At 64.6% G+C, this 17623-nt stretch carries 13 protein-coding genes; 10 read left to right on the forward strand and 3 right to left on the reverse strand.

Annotation, left to right across the window (positions count from 1 at the left end; all coding sequences use genetic code 11):
* The first annotated feature begins 193 nt into the window (after window positions 1–193).
* From AB5Y54_RS17240 to AB5Y54_RS17275, 8 genes are all read left to right on the forward strand, one after another.
* On the forward strand, window positions 194–1342 hold the full coding sequence (locus AB5Y54_RS17240; protein WP_324033067.1) for an isovaleryl-CoA dehydrogenase: 1149 nt from the start codon (window positions 194–196) through the stop codon (window positions 1340–1342).
* Window positions 1339–2955 carry a carboxyl transferase domain-containing protein gene (locus tag AB5Y54_RS17245; protein ID WP_319903952.1) on the forward strand — a complete coding sequence of 539 codons (1617 nt, stop codon included), beginning with the start codon at window positions 1339–1341 and terminating at the stop codon, window positions 2953–2955. The genes AB5Y54_RS17240 and AB5Y54_RS17245 overlap by 4 nt, the downstream gene beginning before the upstream one ends.
* 9 nt (window positions 2956–2964) lie before the next feature.
* Entirely contained in the window at window positions 2965–3813 is an 849-nt protein-coding gene (locus tag AB5Y54_RS17250) for an enoyl-CoA hydratase-related protein (RefSeq protein WP_045524783.1), read from the forward strand.
* The gene (locus tag AB5Y54_RS17255; RefSeq protein ID WP_368154076.1) at window positions 3810–5774 is read left to right on the forward strand and encodes a biotin carboxylase N-terminal domain-containing protein; all 1965 of its coding nucleotides are present in this window, start codon (window positions 3810–3812) and stop codon (window positions 5772–5774) included. The genes AB5Y54_RS17250 and AB5Y54_RS17255 overlap by 4 nt, the downstream gene beginning before the upstream one ends.
* Entirely contained in the window at window positions 5771–6742 is a 972-nt protein-coding gene (locus tag AB5Y54_RS17260; RefSeq protein ID WP_109112106.1) for a hydroxymethylglutaryl-CoA lyase, read from the forward strand. Before AB5Y54_RS17255 ends, AB5Y54_RS17260 begins: the two co-directional genes overlap by 4 nt.
* Before the next feature lie 54 nt (window positions 6743–6796).
* The gene (locus tag AB5Y54_RS17265) at window positions 6797–7210 is read left to right on the forward strand and encodes a MerR family DNA-binding transcriptional regulator (RefSeq protein ID WP_010674587.1); all 414 of its coding nucleotides are present in this window, start codon (window positions 6797–6799) and stop codon (window positions 7208–7210) included.
* Between the two features lie 283 nt (window positions 7211–7493).
* The gene (locus AB5Y54_RS17270) at window positions 7494–10397 is read left to right on the forward strand and encodes a DUF748 domain-containing protein (protein ID WP_109112114.1); all 2904 of its coding nucleotides are present in this window, start codon (window positions 7494–7496) and stop codon (window positions 10395–10397) included.
* A gap of 660 nt (window positions 10398–11057) precedes the next feature.
* Window positions 11058–11654 carry a GPR1/FUN34/YaaH family transporter gene (locus AB5Y54_RS17275; RefSeq protein WP_109112107.1) on the forward strand — a complete coding sequence of 199 codons (597 nt, stop codon included), beginning with the start codon at window positions 11058–11060 and terminating at the stop codon, window positions 11652–11654.
* Window positions 11655–11732: 78 nt separating this feature from the next.
* Here the strand turns inward: AB5Y54_RS17275 and AB5Y54_RS17280 are convergent, their stop codons facing one another.
* Window positions 11733–12542, reverse strand: coding sequence for a zinc-dependent peptidase (locus tag AB5Y54_RS17280; RefSeq protein ID WP_109112108.1), 810 nt, complete (start codon window positions 12540–12542; stop codon window positions 11733–11735).
* A gap of 18 nt (window positions 12543–12560) precedes the next feature.
* Window positions 12561–12929, reverse strand: coding sequence for a GNAT family N-acetyltransferase (locus AB5Y54_RS17285; protein ID WP_232048260.1), 369 nt, complete (start codon window positions 12927–12929; stop codon window positions 12561–12563).
* Between the two features lie 373 nt (window positions 12930–13302).
* On the opposite strand from AB5Y54_RS17285, the gene AB5Y54_RS17290 reads away from it, so the two are divergent.
* Window positions 13303–14802, forward strand: a complete 1500-nt coding sequence (locus AB5Y54_RS17290; protein ID WP_043156472.1) for a sodium:alanine symporter family protein — start codon at window positions 13303–13305, stop codon at window positions 14800–14802.
* A 67-nt stretch (window positions 14803–14869) separates the two neighbouring features.
* Here the strand turns inward: AB5Y54_RS17290 and AB5Y54_RS17295 are convergent, their stop codons facing one another.
* The gene (locus tag AB5Y54_RS17295) at window positions 14870–15676 is read right to left on the reverse strand and encodes a crotonase/enoyl-CoA hydratase family protein (RefSeq protein ID WP_109112109.1); all 807 of its coding nucleotides are present in this window, start codon (window positions 15674–15676) and stop codon (window positions 14870–14872) included.
* Window positions 15677–15833: 157 nt separating this feature from the next.
* Between AB5Y54_RS17295 and AB5Y54_RS17300 the strand changes: the two genes are divergently transcribed.
* Window positions 15834–17621, forward strand: coding sequence for a putative nucleotidyltransferase substrate binding domain-containing protein (locus tag AB5Y54_RS17300; protein WP_109112110.1), 1788 nt, complete (start codon window positions 15834–15836; stop codon window positions 17619–17621).
* The last annotated feature ends 2 nt before the right edge of the window (window positions 17622–17623 follow it).

Here is a 17623-nt window from a genome sequence, read left to right on the forward strand (position 1 = left end):
CTGTTGCACATCCTGTTCACTCCTTGCGCTCATCTACCCGGGTAGCCCTTGCGACGGGCTGCCATCGAATTTACCTTAGACTAACAACTCACTTACGTTTACGCTAACGTAAACTTGAATCACGAATGGACTGACCAGTCATCACCCTGATGGCAGGGGAAATCGGCAGTCCACTGCACCAAGGAGAGCACGGATGCATGCCCTGATGGATGAAACCCTCCAGGCCCTGACCGAACAGGTCGAGGCTTTCTGCCAGAAAGTGATCGCACCGCGCGCCAGCGAGATCGATCAGAGCAACGCTTTCCCTCGGGATCTCTGGCCCCGCATGGGTGAGCTGGGGCTGCACGGCATCACGGTGGCGGAGGAGTATGACGGGGTGAACCTCGGCTATCTGGCCCATGTGCTGGTGATGGAGCAGGTGAGCCGCGCCAGCGCCTCGGTCGGCCTCTCCTACGGCGCCCACTCCAATCTCTGCATCAACCAGATCCACCGCCACGGCACCCCTGATCAGAAGGCGAGATATCTGCCCTCCCTCGTCAGCGGCAAACACGTGGGGGCGCTGGCCATGAGCGAGCCGGGTGCCGGCTCCGACGTGGTGAGCATGCGCCTCACTGCGGTGCGCGAGGGGGATCACTTCGTGCTGAACGGCAACAAGATGTGGATCACCAATGGGCCCGATGCCGACACCTTCGTCATCTATGCCAAGACCGATGCCGCCGCCGGGCCCAAAGGGATTTCCGCCTTTATCGTCGAGGCGGGGACTCCCGGTTTTTCCACCGCCCAGAAGCTCGACAAGCTCGGCATGCGCGGATCCAGTACCTGCGAGCTGGTGTTCGACAACTGCCGAGTGCCACAGGAGAACCTGCTGGGTCCCCTGCACGGCGGGGTCAAGGTACTGATGAGCGGGCTCGACTACGAACGGGTGGTGCTGGCAGCAGGCCCCCTTGGCATCATGCAGGCCTGCATGGACGTGGTGCTTCCCTATGTGCGCGAGCGCAAGCAGTTCGGTCAGGCCATCGGCGAGTTCCAGCTGGTGCAGGGCAAGCTCGCCGACATGTATACCCGTCTCGCCAGCAGCCGGGCGCTAGTCTATTCGGTGGCGAGCGCCTGCGATCAGGGCCGCACCAGCCGCAAGGATTGCGCCGCCGCCATCCTGTTTGCCGCCGAAAATGCCACCCAGATGGCCCTCGATGCCATCCAGCTGCTCGGCGGCAACGGCTATATCAACGAATACCCCACCGGCCGCCTGCTGCGGGACGCCAAGCTCTACGAGATCGGCGCCGGCACCTCGGAGATCCGCCGCTGGCTCATCGGCCGCGAGCTGATGGGGGATAACGCATGAGCAGGATCCACTCCCGCCTCGACACCGCGAGCACCGACTATGAGGCCAATAGGGCCGCCATGCAGGCCCTGGTCGACGATCTCAATGCCCGCCTGGAGGAGATAGCCTTGGGCGGCGGTGCTGCCAACAACGCCCGCCATCAGGCCCGCGGCAAGCTGCTGCCCCGCGAGCGCATCGACCAGCTGCTGGACCCGGGCTCTCCCTTTCTCGAACTGTCGGCACTGGCCGGCTGGCAGGTCTATGACGAGCCAGTGCCCGCCGCCGGCATCCTCACCGGCATCGGCCGGATCTCTGGGCGCCTGTGCATGCTGGTGGTGAATGACGCCACCGTGAAGGGCGGCACCTACTACCCGCTCACGGTGAAGAAACACCTGCGCGCTCAGGCCATCGCCGAGCGGCTGCGCCTCCCCTGCCTCTATCTGGTGGATTCCGGCGGCGCCTTCCTGCCCATGCAGGACGAGGTATTCCCCGACCGGGAGCATTTTGGCCGCATCTTCTACAACCAGGCTCGCATGTCGGCCCAGAGCATCCCCCAGCTGGCGCTGGTGATGGGGCTCTGTACCGCCGGGGGCGCCTACGTGCCCGCCATGGCGGACGAGTCGATCATGGTCAGGGAACAGGCCACCCTCTTTCTGGCGGGCCCGCCCCTGGTCAAGGCCGCCACCGGCGAGGAGATCAGCGCAGAAGCCTTGGGCGGCGCCGAGGTGCACTGCGTCCACTCCGGGGTGGCGGATCACATGGCCCGGGACGATGCCCATGCCCTGGCCATCGCCCGCACCCTGGTAAGCAACCTGGGGGACAACCAGACGGCGGCGTCACCCGCCCCATCCGCTCCCTCCTATGATGAGCCGCACTACCCCATCGAGGAGCTCTACGGCCTGGTGGGCACCAGTCTCAAGCGCCCCTTTGACGCACGAGAATTGATCGCCCGGCTGGTGGATGGCTCTGTGTTTGACGAATTCAAGGCGTTGTTCGGCACTACCTTGGTGACGGGTTTTTCCCGCATTGAGGGCATGCAGGTGGGGATCCTCGCCAACAACGGCGTGCTGCACAGCGACAGCGCCCAGAAGGGAGCCCACTTCATCCAGCTCTGCAACCAACGGGGGATCCCGCTGCTGTTTCTGCAAAACATCACCGGCTTTATGGTGGGGAGTAGGGCGGAGAAAGAGGGGATCGCCAAGCACGGCGCCAAGCTGGTGACCGCCGTGGCCTGCAGCCGGGTGCCCAAGATCACACTGATCGTCGGCGGCAGCTTCGGCGCCGGCAACTACGGCATGTGCGGGCGCGCCTATGAACCGGATTTTCTCTTCAGCTGGCCCAACAGCCGCATCTCCGTCATGGGGGGCGAGCAGGCGGCCGGGGTGCTGGTGCAGGTGCGCCGGGACAAGCTCGCCGCCGAGGGCAAGACTCTGGGCGAGTCGGAGGCGGCCGCCATTCGCGCCCCGGTGATCGCGCAATACGAGCGCCAGGGTCACCCCTATTACGCCAGTGCTCGCCTGTGGGATGACGGCGTCATCGACCCGGCCCAGAGCCGCACCGTGCTGGCCCTGGCGCTGGCGGCCTGCCAGGGGGCCGAGCCGGACCCTCTGCAGTACGGCATCTTCCGGATGTAAGGAGTTCATATGTCAGACCCGCTCTTCAACGATCCCCTTGCCCATTTTCGCCTTGAGCGCCACGGCCCGGTGATCGAGCTGGTGCTCGCCCGCCCGGCCCGCCACAACGCCCTCGATGCCGACCTGATGCAGGGGCTGCTCGACTGCCTCGACGAGCTGGCCCACAGCCGGCCCCTCGCCGACCGCCCCCACGTGCTGCTGCTGCGCGCCGAGGGGCCGCATTTTTGCGCGGGCGCCGATCTCGAGTGGATGCGCAAGATGGCAGGGGAAGCGTTCGACCCCCGCGCCTTTGATAAGAATCGCGAGGACGCCCGGGTGCTGGCCCACCTGATGCAGGCACTGGACGAGCTGCCCTTCCCCACGGTAGCCCTGGTGCAGGGGGCCGCCTACGGCGGAGCCTTGGGACTTATCTGCGCCTGCGACATCGTGCTGGCCAGCGAAAATGCCCGCTTCTGCCTCTCCGAGGTGACCCTGGGACTGGTGCCTGCGGTGATCAGCCCCTACGTGGTGCGCGCCATGGGGATGCGCCAGGCCCGCCGCTACATGCTGAGCGCAGAGCCTTTCGATGCCATCACCGCCTGCCGACTCAACGTGGTGCACAGGCTCAGCCAGCCTGATCAGTTGCTGGCGGAGGGACGCGCCATGGCCCTGCGGTTGTGTCGCAACGGCCCCCAGGCGATGAAGGAGACCAAGCGGCTGCTGGCCGCCCTCGAAGGGCGCCCAGGCCACCAGCACGAAGAGCAGACCGTCGAGACCATCGCCCGGGTACGGGTCGGTCTCGAGGCCCAGGAGGGGATCCAGGCCTTCTTCGACAAACGCCCCCCAACCTGGCGCCCCCGTTTCAAGGACGAAGCATGACTCAATACCACCCCATCAAGCGCCTGCTGATCGCCAATCGCGGTGAAATCGCCGTGCGCATCATCAAGACAGCACGGCGCCTCGGCATTCACACCATCGCCCTCTACTCGGACGCCGACGCCCGTGCCATGCATGTGCGCGAAGCCGACGAGGCCTGGCATCTGGGGCCGGCCCCTGCCCGGGAGAGCTACCTCGACACCGGCAAGGTGCTCAAGATTGCCAAAGAGGCGAATGCCGACGCCATCCACCCGGGCTACGGTTTCCTCTCCGAGAACAGCGACTTTGCCACCGCCTGCGAGCAGCGGGGCCTGCGCTTTGTCGGCCCAAGCGGCGCAGCCATCCTCGCCATGGGGGACAAGTCGGGGGCCAAGGGGCTGATGCAGGCAGCCGGCGTCCCCGTGCTGCCCGGTTATCACGGCGCGGATCAGCATCCCGACTTTTTGCGCGATCAAGCGAGCCAGGTGGGCTTCCCGCTCCTTATCAAGGCGGCCAGTGGCGGCGGTGGCAAGGGGATGCGCCGGGTCGATCAGCTGGCCGACTTTGACGACGCCCTGGCGGCGGTCAAGCGGGAGGCGAGTGCCGCCTTTGGCGACGACCATGTGCTGCTGGAGCGCTATCTCCCCCGCGCCCGTCACGTGGAGGTGCAGGTCTTTGCCGATGCCCTTGGCAACGCCATCTATCTGGGGGACAGGGACTGCTCCTTGCAGCGCCGCCACCAGAAGGTGATCGAGGAGGCCCCCGCCCCCGACATCTCCCCTGCCCTGCGCCGCGCCATGGGCGAGGCGGCCGTGGCGGCGGCCAAGGCCATCGCCTATCGGGGGGCGGGCACCATCGAGTTTCTGCTATGCGGGGAGGAGTTCTTCTTTATGGAGATGAACACCCGGTTGCAGGTGGAGCACCCGGTTACCGAGGCCATCACAGGCCAGGATCTGGTGGCCTGGCAGCTGGCGGTGGCCGAGGGCAAACCGCTGCCCCTCACCCAGGAGCAGGTGGTGCTGCGTGGCCACGCGGTGGAGGCGCGCCTCTACGCCGAGGACGTGGCCGCCGGTTTTCTGCCAGCGAGCGGCCCCATCCACTGGCTCACCTGGCCCAAGGGGGTGCGCATCGACACCGGCGTCACCGCTGGCGATGAGGTGAGCCCCTATTACGACCCCATGATCGCCAAGCTCGTCGCCCACGCACCGAGCCGCAGCGAAGCCTTTGCCACCCTGGCCGATGCCCTGGCAGCCCTGGATCTCGGCCCTCTGGTGCACAACGGCCCGCTCCTGCAGCGCCTGTGCGAAGCGCCAGAGGTGCTGGCGATGCGCCACCACACCCAGTGGCCCATTCCCACCGACACCCTGCCCGTTCCGGCGCTCGCCTGGCCCCTCGCCACCCTCTGGCTCGCCACTTGCGAGCGCGATGCCTCCCCCTGGCAGCAGGCCGCAGGCTTTCGGCTGGGCCCCACCCGCCGCTTTTGCGCCACGGTGCGCATCGGCGAGGAGACCCGCACTCTCACCCTCGCCGAGCGAGGGGGCGCCCTGCTCTGGCAGGGCGAGCAGATCCCCTGCGAGCGCACTGTAGAACAGATCCGCCTGTACCAGGGTGGACATTGGCAGCGCTATCCGGTGCAGCCCCTCGGCGAGGACGCCTATTTGCTGCACCTGGCGGGCAGGCGCATCCGCTTCTCGCTCGATGATCAGCATCATCAGCTCCACCACGATCACGACACGAGCCATGTCCCGGGCATCCTGGCCCCCATGCACGGCATCGTGGTGGCGCTGCAGGTCGAGGCCGGCCAGCCGGTCAGCAAGGGGCAACCCCTGCTGGTGCTGGAGGCGATGAAGATGGAGCACGTCCTAAAGGCCGACCAGGACGGGGTGATTGAGGCCCTGCAGTGCCGCCAGGGGGAACAGGTGAGCCAGGGCGCCGTGCTGGTGCGCTTTGTCGAGGACCATACCGCGCAGGAGGAGCGCTCATGAGCCACACGCACGAGAACCGGGACGACAAGGTCAGCCTGGTGGAGATGGGGCCGCGGGACGGCCTGCAAAATGAAGCTGCGACCCTCTCCCTGGCGCAGCGGCTGGCGTTCATCGCCCGCCTAGCCGAGAGCGGGTTGCAGCGCATCGAGGTGGGGGCCTTCGTCTCCCCCAAAAAGGTGCCGCAGATGGCGGATTCCGCCGCACTCTTCAACGCCCTGCCGCGCAGGGGGCCGACCCGCTATGGTGCCCTGGTGCCCAATCTGCAGGGTCTGCAGGCCGCCATCGCCGCACGCGCCGACGAGATAGGCCTCTTCACCGCCTGCTCGGACGGCTTCACCCGGGCCAACATCGGCATCAGCGTGGAAGAGTCCCTGGTACGCTTCGCCCCCCTGGTGCAGGAGGCGCGCAGCCTCGGCATCAAGGTGCGCGGCTACCTCTCCACCGTCATCGCCTGCCCGTTCGACGGCCCGACCCGCCCGAAACGGGTCGCCGCCCTGGCCGAGCGGCTGCTGGATCTGGGCTGCCACGAGATATCCCTCGGCGACACCATCGGCGTCGGCACCCCGGGCACCGTGGCTCCCATGCTGGATGCGGTACTGCACGAGATCCCGGCGGGCCGGCTTGCGGTTCATTTTCACGACACCTATGGCCAGGGGCTGGCCAACCTGCTGCCGGCGCTGGAGCGCGGGATCCGCACCATCGACTGCTCGGTGGCCGGGCTCGGCGGCTGCCCCTATGCCCCCGGCGCCTCCGGCAATGTGGCGTCGGAAGAGGTGGTCTATCTGCTGCACGGCCTTGGCATGAGCACCGGCGTCGACCTCGACCAGCTGGCCGCCACCGGCCAGTGGGTGAGCGAGCTGCTGGGGCGCCCCAACGGCTCACGGGTCGGCCAGGCCCTGCACGGGAGGGGACTGCGCCTCGCACAAGAGCGCGAGCAGCGCACCCCGGGAGGCCATCATGCATCATGAACCCGGCCCTTGCCGCTGTGCCAGGACCCCGCCATCTCATCAGGAGGGCGCACCATGAGAGCCAGACACGCCAGTGGCAAGGAGAGGACCTACAGCATCTCGGAGCTGGCCCAGGAGTTCGACATCACCCCCCGCACCATCCGCTATTACGAGGACGAGGGGCTCATCACCCCGACCCGGGAGGGGCAGACCCGCATCTACAGCCACAAGGACAGGATCCGCCTGAAATTGACCCTGCGCGGCAAGCGCCTCGGGTTCAGCCTGGCGGAGATCCGCGAACTGTTCGACATGTACGACACCGACCGCTCCAGCCGGATGCAGCTTCACTCCATGATCCAGCTCATCGAAGCCAGACGCCACTCCCTGCGCCAGCAGCTAGAGGACATCCAGATGGTGATGGCCGAGCTCGATGCCGCCGAGCAGCGCTGCATCCACTCCCTCGGCGGCTTGAAAACCGACGGGGATTGACAGACTCTGGGGGTATCTCGCCCCCGGTATCCCGATTTTCCAGTGGATATTCGCAGTGGCAAGCCCTGACCCGGCAACCCCCTTGTTCCCCACATCGCCCATCGCGACATGCCGGACAGACTGGGCGGTTTGGGCAAGCGGCGAGGTGGGGCAAACGGGGGAAATCCGGCCTTGGTCGCACAATAATTCCCCAGCCCGGTCAGAGTGCGGCGCACCTCATGAGTCCTTCCCATGAACCGGGCACGATTAATTGCTACCATATGCGCATCAAATGGAGACCATCATGCTCAAGCCTCTGCCCGCTCGTCTGCTGCGCTATGCCCTCTATCTTCTCGCGCTCCTGCTCATCGGCATCACCATCCTGCTCTGGCAGGCGCCGACCCTCATCCAGCGCCATCTCCCCGGCTGGCTTGCCACCCATTACGGTCTGCACCTCTCCCTTGGCAAGATAGAGGTGGGGATCCGCTCCCCCTCCCTCGTGCTGGGGCCCAGCGCCCTGCTCGATGACCAGCAGCAAGCACTGGTGTCATTTGAAGAGCTGAAGCTCATTCCCGCCTTGAAAGCGAGCTGGCAGCAGCGCGCCCTGGTACTGGAAGAGGCCACCCTGACCGCCCCCAGGGCAGATCTGGTGCGCCTCGAGGATCTCAAGGGGGAGGCACGCTTCAACCTGACCGATGCACTGGCCTCCCTGCTCGCCCCTGCGCCGGAGCAAACACCGCCAGCTAGCGCCGAGCCCGTGCTGGTGACTATCGGCAAGCTGTCCGTCGAGCAGGGCCGGCTCAGCTACCGGGACAGCCGCAAGCCCAACAGTCCGGGGTGGGTGCCGCCCCTCACCCTGGACAAGCTCACCCTGCACCTGCCCGGATTTTCCAGCGCAGAGGGGGTGCTCAACCCCTATCGCCTGAGCGCCACCGTCAACGAGAAGAGCCCCCTCAAGGCCGAAGGAGAGTTCGACATGATGAGCGGTGCCGGCAAGGGCAACCTCAGCCTTGGCAAGGTGGCCATCGCCCCCTTCGCCCCCCTCTGGGCCCCCTATCTCGACGTCAAGCTGGCCAAAGGCGAGGCCAGTGCCGAAATCTCCTACCAGATTGCCGAGGGCAAGCAGGGGCTAGGCTGGCAACTCTCCAAGGGCAAGCTGACCCTCAATGACTGGCAGCTTCAGCGCCGCAAGGGCGGCGAATTTGCCCGCTTCAAGCAGCTGGCGCTGACCGGCATCACGCTCGACGGCAGCAAGCAGGCGCTGCAGATCGACCGGGTGACGCTCAAGGCCCCGGCCGTCAGTGCCATGCTCGATGCCAACCAGCAGCTGGATCTGGCGACCCTGCTGATCCTGCAGCCGCCGGTCAAAACCAGTAAAGCCGCCAAACCGGCCGCCCCGGCCAAACCCTGGCGCTGGAGCCTCAAGCAGACCCGCATCGAACAGGGCCAGCTCAAGCTGACCGAATCGAGCAGCGGCAAGCCGCTGCTGCGCGAGCTCTCTGCCCTGACGCTGGCCCTGGGTCCGTTGGGCAGTCAGAGCGGACAGAGCAGCCCGCTCACCTTGAGCGGGGCGCTCAACAACCAGGCAAAACTGGACTTTGACGGCGACCTCGCCCTGGCGCCCTTCAGCCTCAACGGCGAGATCAAGCAACAGGGTCTGCCGCTCAGCTGGGCCCAGCCCTATCTGCAAGATCTGCTGCGCATCAGTGTGCGCGACGGCCAGCTTGCCAGCCGCACCAAGCTGGCGCTGGCCACCGATGCCAAGGGGGCATTGAGCAAGCTGGAGCTGAGCGGCGGGCTCGATATCGATCGGCTCAACGTGCTGGATCGGGCCGACAACCAGCGCCTGCTGCAAATTGAGCAACTGCAACTGAGCGGCCTGCACTACGACGGCATCAGCCAGCAGGTGAAGATCGACGACATCCTGCTGCGCAAACCCTTCGCCCGCATCGAGATCAACGAGGACAGGGTCACCAACGTGCAGCAACTGCTGCTGCCGCAACCGGCCACGGCCAAGCCCGCCAGCAGCGGGCCGGCCCCCCGCGTCAGCATCGCCCAGGTACGCACCGAGCAGGGCAACCTGCGCTTTGCCGATCGCAGCCTGAGCCCGGAATTCGTGGTGGACATCGCCTCCCTCAGTGGCCAGAGTCGCCACATCAGCAACATCCCGGGCCAACGCTCCGAGCTGGCCTTCAACGGCAAGGTGGACCGCTACGCCCCGGTAACCATTCGCGGCGGCACCAACCTGCTGATCGAGCAGCCGGTGCTGGACGTGGCCGTCACCTTCAACAACCTGGAGCTCACCACCTTCACCCCCTACTCCAGCACCTACGCCGGTTACGCCATCGACAAGGGCCAGCTCTCCATGAAGCTCAACTACCAGTTGCACGGCAACCGTCTGGAGGGGGACAACGACATCACCATCAAGAAGCTGCAACTGGGGGAAAAGGTCAAGAGCGAGCAGGCCAAGGATCTGCCGCTGGGGCTGGCGGTTGCTCTGCTGAGCGATGCCAACGGCGTCATCCAGATGAACCTGAAGGTGAAGGGCAATCTGGATCAGCCTGACTTCAGCCTCGGCAACATCTTCTGGGACGTGCTAGGCAACACCCTGCGCAAGGCGGTCACCTCCCCCTTCTCGCTGCTCGCCTCCCTAGCGGGCGGCAGCGAGGATCTGGACGAGCTGCCCTTCCTGCCTGGTGAGCCGGATCTCACTCCCACTCAGCAGGAGAAGCTGACCAAGCTGGCACAGGCCCTCAAGGACAGACCCAAGCTCAGCATGAACATTCGCGGCAAGGTCAACTTCAATGAGGAGCGCCCCATCTTACAGCGCCAGAAGCTCGAGCGGGTGCTGGCCAAGATCACCGGCAACCCGGTGGATCTCGATCTGCTGGAGCAGGACCCCGCCATGCAATCGGCACTGGCAGAGGCCTATGAGGCCCGTTTCAACGAAGATCTCGGGGATCTGGCCGATCGGCTGAAGCTCGATGAAGCGAGTCCGGCCCTGCGCGCCCAGGCGGTTATCCTGCTGCGGGATCAGCAGCTCATCACCGCCAAGTCCCTGCGCAATCTGGCCATGCGCCGTGCCCAGAACACCAAGGAGTTTCTGGTAGACCGCCAGGGGATCGCGCCGGAGCGGCTGTTTGTGCTGGACAGCCAGGTCAAGGAGGCCGACAAGGAGGCCAAGGTGGTACTGACCCTGGACGATTGAGCCGGTGACATCAGCAGGATGAGGGGGATGCCATTCCCCCTCTTCTTTGGGATTGAGCCCTTCTTTCGAGGGCTGTTGCCAAGCACATGCCCGCGTTCCTTCTTTCCCCCTTCATCCGGCCAGCCCTCTCGGCTATCCAGCAACAATCTGCGTCACTGAATAAGGCCAACTGCAGAACCCAAGCTCGCGTTCAACACTTTATCACCCCCATCCTGACCCTTTGTTTCAGATATCCACCTCGTCAGCTCGCTAGCCCGGCGCAATGCCCCTTGCTCAACCATGCCGAAGCCGCGGACAGGCAGTCAGGCTGCTTGCATTGAACCGGTTATTGATACCTCTTGTCTGATGGCATATTGGCGTATTTTTTGGCCTCAGGGGTGCTCAGGTTTGGCGATGAAAATACGGTAGACAGCGCGGCTCAGCCCATCGCCTCGAGCTGTATGAAACTTTCAGAAACGTTCTGCTCAATACAATTTATCAACCTTGTCCGCACCATTCATTTACCTGCCATCTACCTGGATCGCACGAATGGTTAGCCGGGTAAAAAATTCCGTTATTTTTTTACTGTTTCGTCCCTTCCGCCTCTTGCCCGGGGCCAAGAGCCTGCCTAAAATCGCGCGTCTTTTATCAACCCCCACCTCTATTTTTGGAGAACGCCACGTGAGCGAAAAATTGGCCAACCCTGCCCCTCTGGGTCTGATGGGTTTCGGTATGACCACCATTCTGCTGAACATCCATAACGCAGGTTTCTTCCCCATCAGCGCCATGATCCTGGCCATGGGCCTGTGCTATGGCGGTCTGGCCCAGATCATCGCCGGTATCATGGAGTACAAGCGCGGCAACACCTTCGGTGTGACTGCCTTCATCTCCTACGGCACCTTCTGGTGGAGCCTGGTGTTCCTGCTGGTGATGCCGACCATGGGTCTGGCCGAAGCCACTCCGCACGCCTACATGGGCTGGTACCTGCTGATGTGGGGCATGTTCACCCTGTTCATGCTGATCGGGACCGTCAACTACCCGCGCGTGAAGCAGTTCGTGTTCGCCTCCCTGACCGTGCTGTTCTTCCTGCTGGCCGCCCGTGACTTCACCGGCAGCACCCTGATCGGCACCATCGCCGGTTTCGAAGGCATCATCTGCGGCGCCAGCGCCATCTACCTGGCCATGGCCACCGTGATCAACGAGCAGTTCGGTCGCACCGTGCTGCCCATCGGCGAGCAGAAGAAAGCCGCTCCCGTCGAGCTCAAAGCCGCTGCCTAAGCACCCGGCGACATCGCTGTCACGAAAAAGGCACCCTCGGGTGCCTTTTGTGTTTCTGCCGCCCGGACGCAGTGCCGGTCAGCCCTGCGCTCCGGGATCTCCCGCCAGCAACCGGGTGGCCGGGTAGCGGCCTGCGGGATCCTGGCCGTAGAAGCGGGCGAACTGATCATAGACCGCGGGGTAGACGGCGCGCAGACGCAACGGATCGGTGAAGAAGCTCTCGCTGCACACCGCGAAGAATTCGGCGGGATGCGAGGCGGCGTAGGGGTCTATCTCGGTCACCTCCTCTCTGGTCAACTGATCGTTCATCTCGTCAAACGCACCTTGCAGCGCCCGGGTCCATTTCTGGGGATCCATGCCCCGCGGCAGGGGCGGTGCACCGTCCGCATCCCCTCCCAGCATGTCGAGCTTGTGGGCAAGCTCATGGATCACCAGGTTGAATCCGTCCCAGTCCCCGTCCTGCTGCAATTCGCTCCAGGCCAGCACCAGCGGCCCCTGGGGCCAGGATTCACCGGCGTTCTCCTCTTCAAATTCGCTCACCAGCCCGAACTCGTCCTGCACCTCCTGACGACGGGTCACGGGCTCGGGGATGATGATCACCTCGTGGAAACCTCGATACCAATCGAACCCCAGGTGCAGGATGGGCAGCACTGCCTGCAGGGCCAGCACCCCCTGCTGGCGGGGCGTCAGTTCCACCCCAATCTGGGTGAGGGTCTTGCGCGAGAGAAAATGGCGCGCCAGCTCCATCAACTTCTGCGCCTCTTCTTCTTCAAGCCCCTGCAAGATGGGCACCGCCGCCAGCGCCTCGCGCCACTCCTGCTCTTCTGGGAGACGGGGCTCCCGGGGAGATGCACCACCCAATACCTCTTTCAACCTGGACCAGAACACACGGACTCCTCTTGCCAATCAGACAGCTTTCACAAAACGTTTCGGACGCTCGCAATACCCTTGCGCCAGATAAAATCGGTGCGCCCCTTCGCGCTTGAGGCTGCTGGAGAGCTCCAGCTGGCCACACCCCAGGGCTGCCGCCCGCTGCTCTGCCGCCACCAGCAGCAGGGCCCCGATGCCCCCTCCCCTTGCACTCTCATCGACAACCAGCGCCGAGATCAGGCCCCAGGCTGGTGCAAGGTGCATGGGCTGCAGGCGATGCCACACCAGCACCCCCACCGGGATCCCCTCGCACAGGGCCAGCAGTACCTCCCGCGCCGGATCGGGCTGGGCCAGCCTGGCGCTGACCGCCCCATCAGGGTTGGGGTAGCCCAGCTGGGCAAACAACCCCGTCAATCCGGCCCCATCCGCCTCCCCGGCGAGGCGAATGATGTATCTGTTTTCCCTTGTTGCCACTCCTGGCCTCCTATTTGCATTACCTCAATCAGCCCTCTGGGCATGGCAAAGCGGCAGATGATGGGTATGTACCGAATCTTGTCCAGTTCCATTCACCATTTGTTAATGTCAATTCACAAATTAACAAAGTCACAACACTTTTCACTAGGAAGGCCCTGAACAAACCGATATGTTAAATCCCGCGGACTAACCAGTCGAAAGTCCCGCACAATCCTGAGTGACCCCCTTGGTCACCATATATTTCAATGTTAGGGCAGCGAGGCACAGACCTCGCCAAGACAGCGCAACAAAGGAGTTGTTGTACATGAATGAGATCGTCAATGCCATCAATGGCGTGATTTGGAGCCCTGCGCTCATCTATCTGTGTCTGGGGGTGGGCCTCTACTTCTCCCTGCGCAGCCGTTTCCTGCAACTGCGTCACTTGAAAGGCATGATACGCCTGATGTTTCAGGGCAAGGGCAACGATGCCGGTGTCTCCTCCTTCCAGGCACTCTCCATGACCCTGGCCGGTCGCGTCGGTACCGGCAACATCGCCGGTGTGGCCACTGCCATCACCTTCGGCGGCCCAGGCGCCCTGTTCTGGATGTGGATGGTCGCCTTCCTCGGCGCCAGCTCCGCCTTCGTGGAGTCCACCCTGGGTCAGGTCTACAAGGAGAAGATCAACGGTGAATACCGCGGCGGCCCGGCCTTCTACATCGAGAAGGGCCTGGGCATGAAGTGGTATGCCTGGACCTTCGCCATCGCCACCATCTTCGCCTGCGGCGTGCTGCTGCCGGGCGTACAAGCCAACTCCATCGGCTCCAGCCTGCAGACCGCCTTTGACATCGATCCCAACGTCACCGCCGCCGGTCTGGCGCTGCTGCTCGGTTTCATCATCTTCGGCGGCGTCAAGCGCATCGCCAATTTCGCCAGTACCGTGGTGCCCTTCATGGCGCTGGGTTACATCATCGTCGCCTGCGTCATCATCGCCCTGAACATCGGCCAACTGCCGGGCGTGATCCTGCTCATCTGGAAGAGTGCCTTCGGGATGGAAGCCGGCTTCGGCGCCATTCTGGGTCTGGCCATCATGTGGGGTGTCAAGCGCGGCGTCTACTCCAACGAAGCCGCCCAGGGGACTGGTCCCCACGCCTCCTCCGCCGCGGCGGTGAGCCACCCGGCCAAGCAGGGCCTGGTGCAGGCGTTCTCCGTCTACATCGACACCCTGTTCGTCTGCTCCGCCACCGGCTTCATGCTGCTCATCACCGGCCTGTACAACGTGCAGGGTCCGGACGGTGCCGCCCTCTACACCGGCATCGCCGGCATCGCGGCAGGCCCCGGCTATGTGCAGACCGCCATGGAAAGCATGATGCCAGGCTTTGGCAACTACTTCGTCGCCATCGCCCTGTTCTTCTTCGCCTTCACCACCATCGTGGCCTACTACTACATCGCCGAAACCAACATCGCTTTTGTCAACCGCAAGATTAACCGCCCCTGGCTCACCTTCCTGCTGAAGATTGCGCTGATGGCTGCCACCGTCTACGGCACCGTCAAGACCGCCGATCTGGCCTGGGGCCTGGGTGACATCGGCGTCGGCCTGATGGCCTGGCTCAACATCGGTGCCATCCTGATGCTGCAAAAGCCGGCTTTCGCCTGTCTCAAGGACTACGAGGCACAGCTGGCCAAGGGTCTGGATCCCGTGTTCCACCCGGAAAAGCTCGGCATCAAGAACGCGGACTACTGGATTGAAAACCGCGCCGAAGTAAACCTGATGCGCGAGCAAACCGGCCACCCCTTCGAGGCGGACCCGGATACCGTTGCCAAGTAATCAGACGGCACAATGCAAAATGGCAGCCTAGGCTGCCATTTTCATTTGTGTTGGATGGATGAGGGGTTCAAAGCGCGTTGCGGCGCGGTCCGAATGGCAGGCGCCAGCGAAACAGGCTGTTGAGGGTCGCCCGCCACTGGTTGGGGCGCCCCAGGATCTGCCTCTGCAACCGGGTCTCTTCCTTGAGCATGGCCTCGTCACTGCGAGCCCAGGCCTGGGTGTAGAGCTGCTTGATCCCCGCCAGCGCATCCGGCGACTTGGTGATCAGGGTCCGGGCAAAGGCCCGCGCCTCTTCCAGAGGATCCGCGCACACCCGGCTCACCAGGCCGAGGGACTTGGCTTCGCTGGCTTCCAGCTCGCTCCCGCTCATGGCAAGCTCCATGGCGGTATCCATCCCCATCAGGTTGCGCAGGGTGACGCTGCCGCTCATGTCGGGGATGATGCCCCACTTGATCTCCATCACCGAGAAGCGGCAATCCGGGGTGCTGAAGCGAAAATCGGCGCCGAGCGCTATCTGCAGGCCGCCGCCAAAACAGACCCCCTGGGTCACCGCAATCACGGGCACCGGCAGTTGATGCCAGCCATAGGCCACCCGCTGGGCCAGGTTGGTCGCCTCGTCCGCCTCGCGCTTGAGGATCTCCAGCGCCGCCACCGGCTGCCTCAGCATGGATTTCACATCCAGCCCGGCGCAGAACGCCCGCCCCTCCCCGTGCAGGATCACGGCCCGCAGCCCTTTTTGCCGGGATAGCGCGTTCAGCGTCTCGTCGATGGCGTCGAACATGGCCCGATCCAGTGCGTTGAGCTTGTCCCCCCGGCAGAGCATCACCTCGGCGATCCCCTCCTGAAACACCCATTTGACCCTTGGCTTTTCCATCTCCGTCTTCGTCCTTTGATTCAACTGGTCATACCACAACGTTACCAGAGTGTTATGGGCAGGTACAGGGAGGCCGCCCCAGGCCTGCGACTAAAGTCGGCTGGCCCGGTGGTGGAGCCTTTGTCAGACTGGCCCCATGGTCACGGTGGAGCCTCTCATGTCACTTCTGTTCAATTTTGCCCGTCCACCGTTCGACGGCCTGGACGAGGAGGCACGCCAGCGGCTCGGTCAGCACCTCAGCATCTGCTACTTTCGCGCGGGCCAGACGGTGCAGCACGCCGGGGAGGAGCCCGCCGGGCTCTACCTCATCATCAAGGGGGCCGTGGAAGAGTCTGCCCCCCATCAATCCTTTGGCGACTATGGCGAGGGGGACATGTTCGACGTCCGTGCCCAGTTTGACGGGCACTGCCGCCACCGTTTCGCCGCCCTGGAAGATACCCTCTGCCAGCTCATTCCCCGCCCCGTCTTTCTGGCCCTGTGCGACGAGCACCCCCATATCGCCCGCTACTTCACCGCCACCCTGGCGGAGCGCCAGCGGGAGCAGGAGCGCCGCGGCCAGCTCGGACAGCAGAACCTGGCAGAGTTCATCCTGACCCGCATCGCTCCCGACCATCTGCAGGCGCCGCTGATCGTGGAAAGCAGCCTCTCGCTCCTGGCCGCCACCGAGGCCATGGTGGCCAGGGGCACCGACTGCCTGCTCTATCCCGGAGCAGACGGCAGCCTGAGCCTGGCCACCCGCAAGACCCTGCTCCACGCCCTCACCCTCAAGGGATTGTCGCTCAGTGCGCCGCTGGCGGTGCTGACCCCCACCCCGCTGACGGGTCTGCCACTGGGGAGCTATCTGTTCGATGCCCTGCTGCTGATGACCCGCCACCGCATCAAGCGCCTGGTCATCTGGCAGGGGCAGGAGGTGGCAGGCATCCTGCATTTGACCCAGGTGCTCGGGCTCTTCTCCACCCACTCCCATGTGTTGACCCTGCGCATCGCCCGCGCCGACTCCCCGGCCGCCCTCGAGGCGGTCGCCCGGGAGCAGCAGCAGCTCATTCGCTCCCTGTTTGCCCAGGGGATCCACACCCTGTTCCTGATGAAGCTCATCGCCACCATCAACGAGCAGTTGATCGCCAAGGCCTTTTCCCTGGTGATCCCCGCGGCGCAGCAAGAGCAGGTGTGCCTGCTGATGCTGGGGTCGGAGGGGCGTGGCGAGCAGATCCAGAAAACCGATCAGGATAATGCCCTGATCCTGCCGGATGGCCTGCCGTGGCCCACCCAGTCGGCGGATCTGGCCGCCTTCAGCGCCCTGCTGGCGCGCCTGGGTTATCCCCCTTGCCCGGGCAGGGTGATGGTCAACAACCCGGCCTGGGTGAAGCCGCTTGACGGCTGGCTGCAAGGGATAGAGCAGGCCTGTGTGCGCGCCAGCGAAGCGGATCTGCTCTGGCTCGCCACCCTGGCCGATGCCCAGGCCATCACGGGAGATCGCGCCCGGCTCGCCCCCGTCGCCCGCCACCTGCGGGCCTGCCTCGCCGACCGGCCGGATCTGCTGGCGGAGATGGCAAGGGCCGCCGTCGCCTTTCACGCCCCCCTCACCCTCTTTGGCAGGCTGGAGCAAGCCCCGGAGGGGCTGGATCTCAAGCGGGGCGGCCTCTTCCCCCTTGTCCACGGCGTCCGGGTGCTCTCCCTGGAGGCGGGGATCCTGGAGACCTCGACCACGGGGCGCATCGAGGCCCTGGTGGGCCAGGGACGCCTCAGCCGGGACTATGGCACCAATCTGGCGGAGGCCTTCCGGCTGTTCATGCGGCTTCGGCTGCGCAGCCAGTTGCAGGAGGGAGACGGACGGGTGCGGGTGGCAGACCTCGGCCCCGCAGAGCGGGATCTGCTGCGCCATGCCCTGCACCAGGTGAAGAAGTTCCAGCAATGGCTCACCTTGCACTTTCGTCTTAGGCAATAGCG

This window comes from Aeromonas sp. s9 (assembly GCF_040907765.1).
GTDB classification, from domain to species: Bacteria; Pseudomonadota; Gammaproteobacteria; order Enterobacterales; family Aeromonadaceae; genus Aeromonas; species Aeromonas caviae.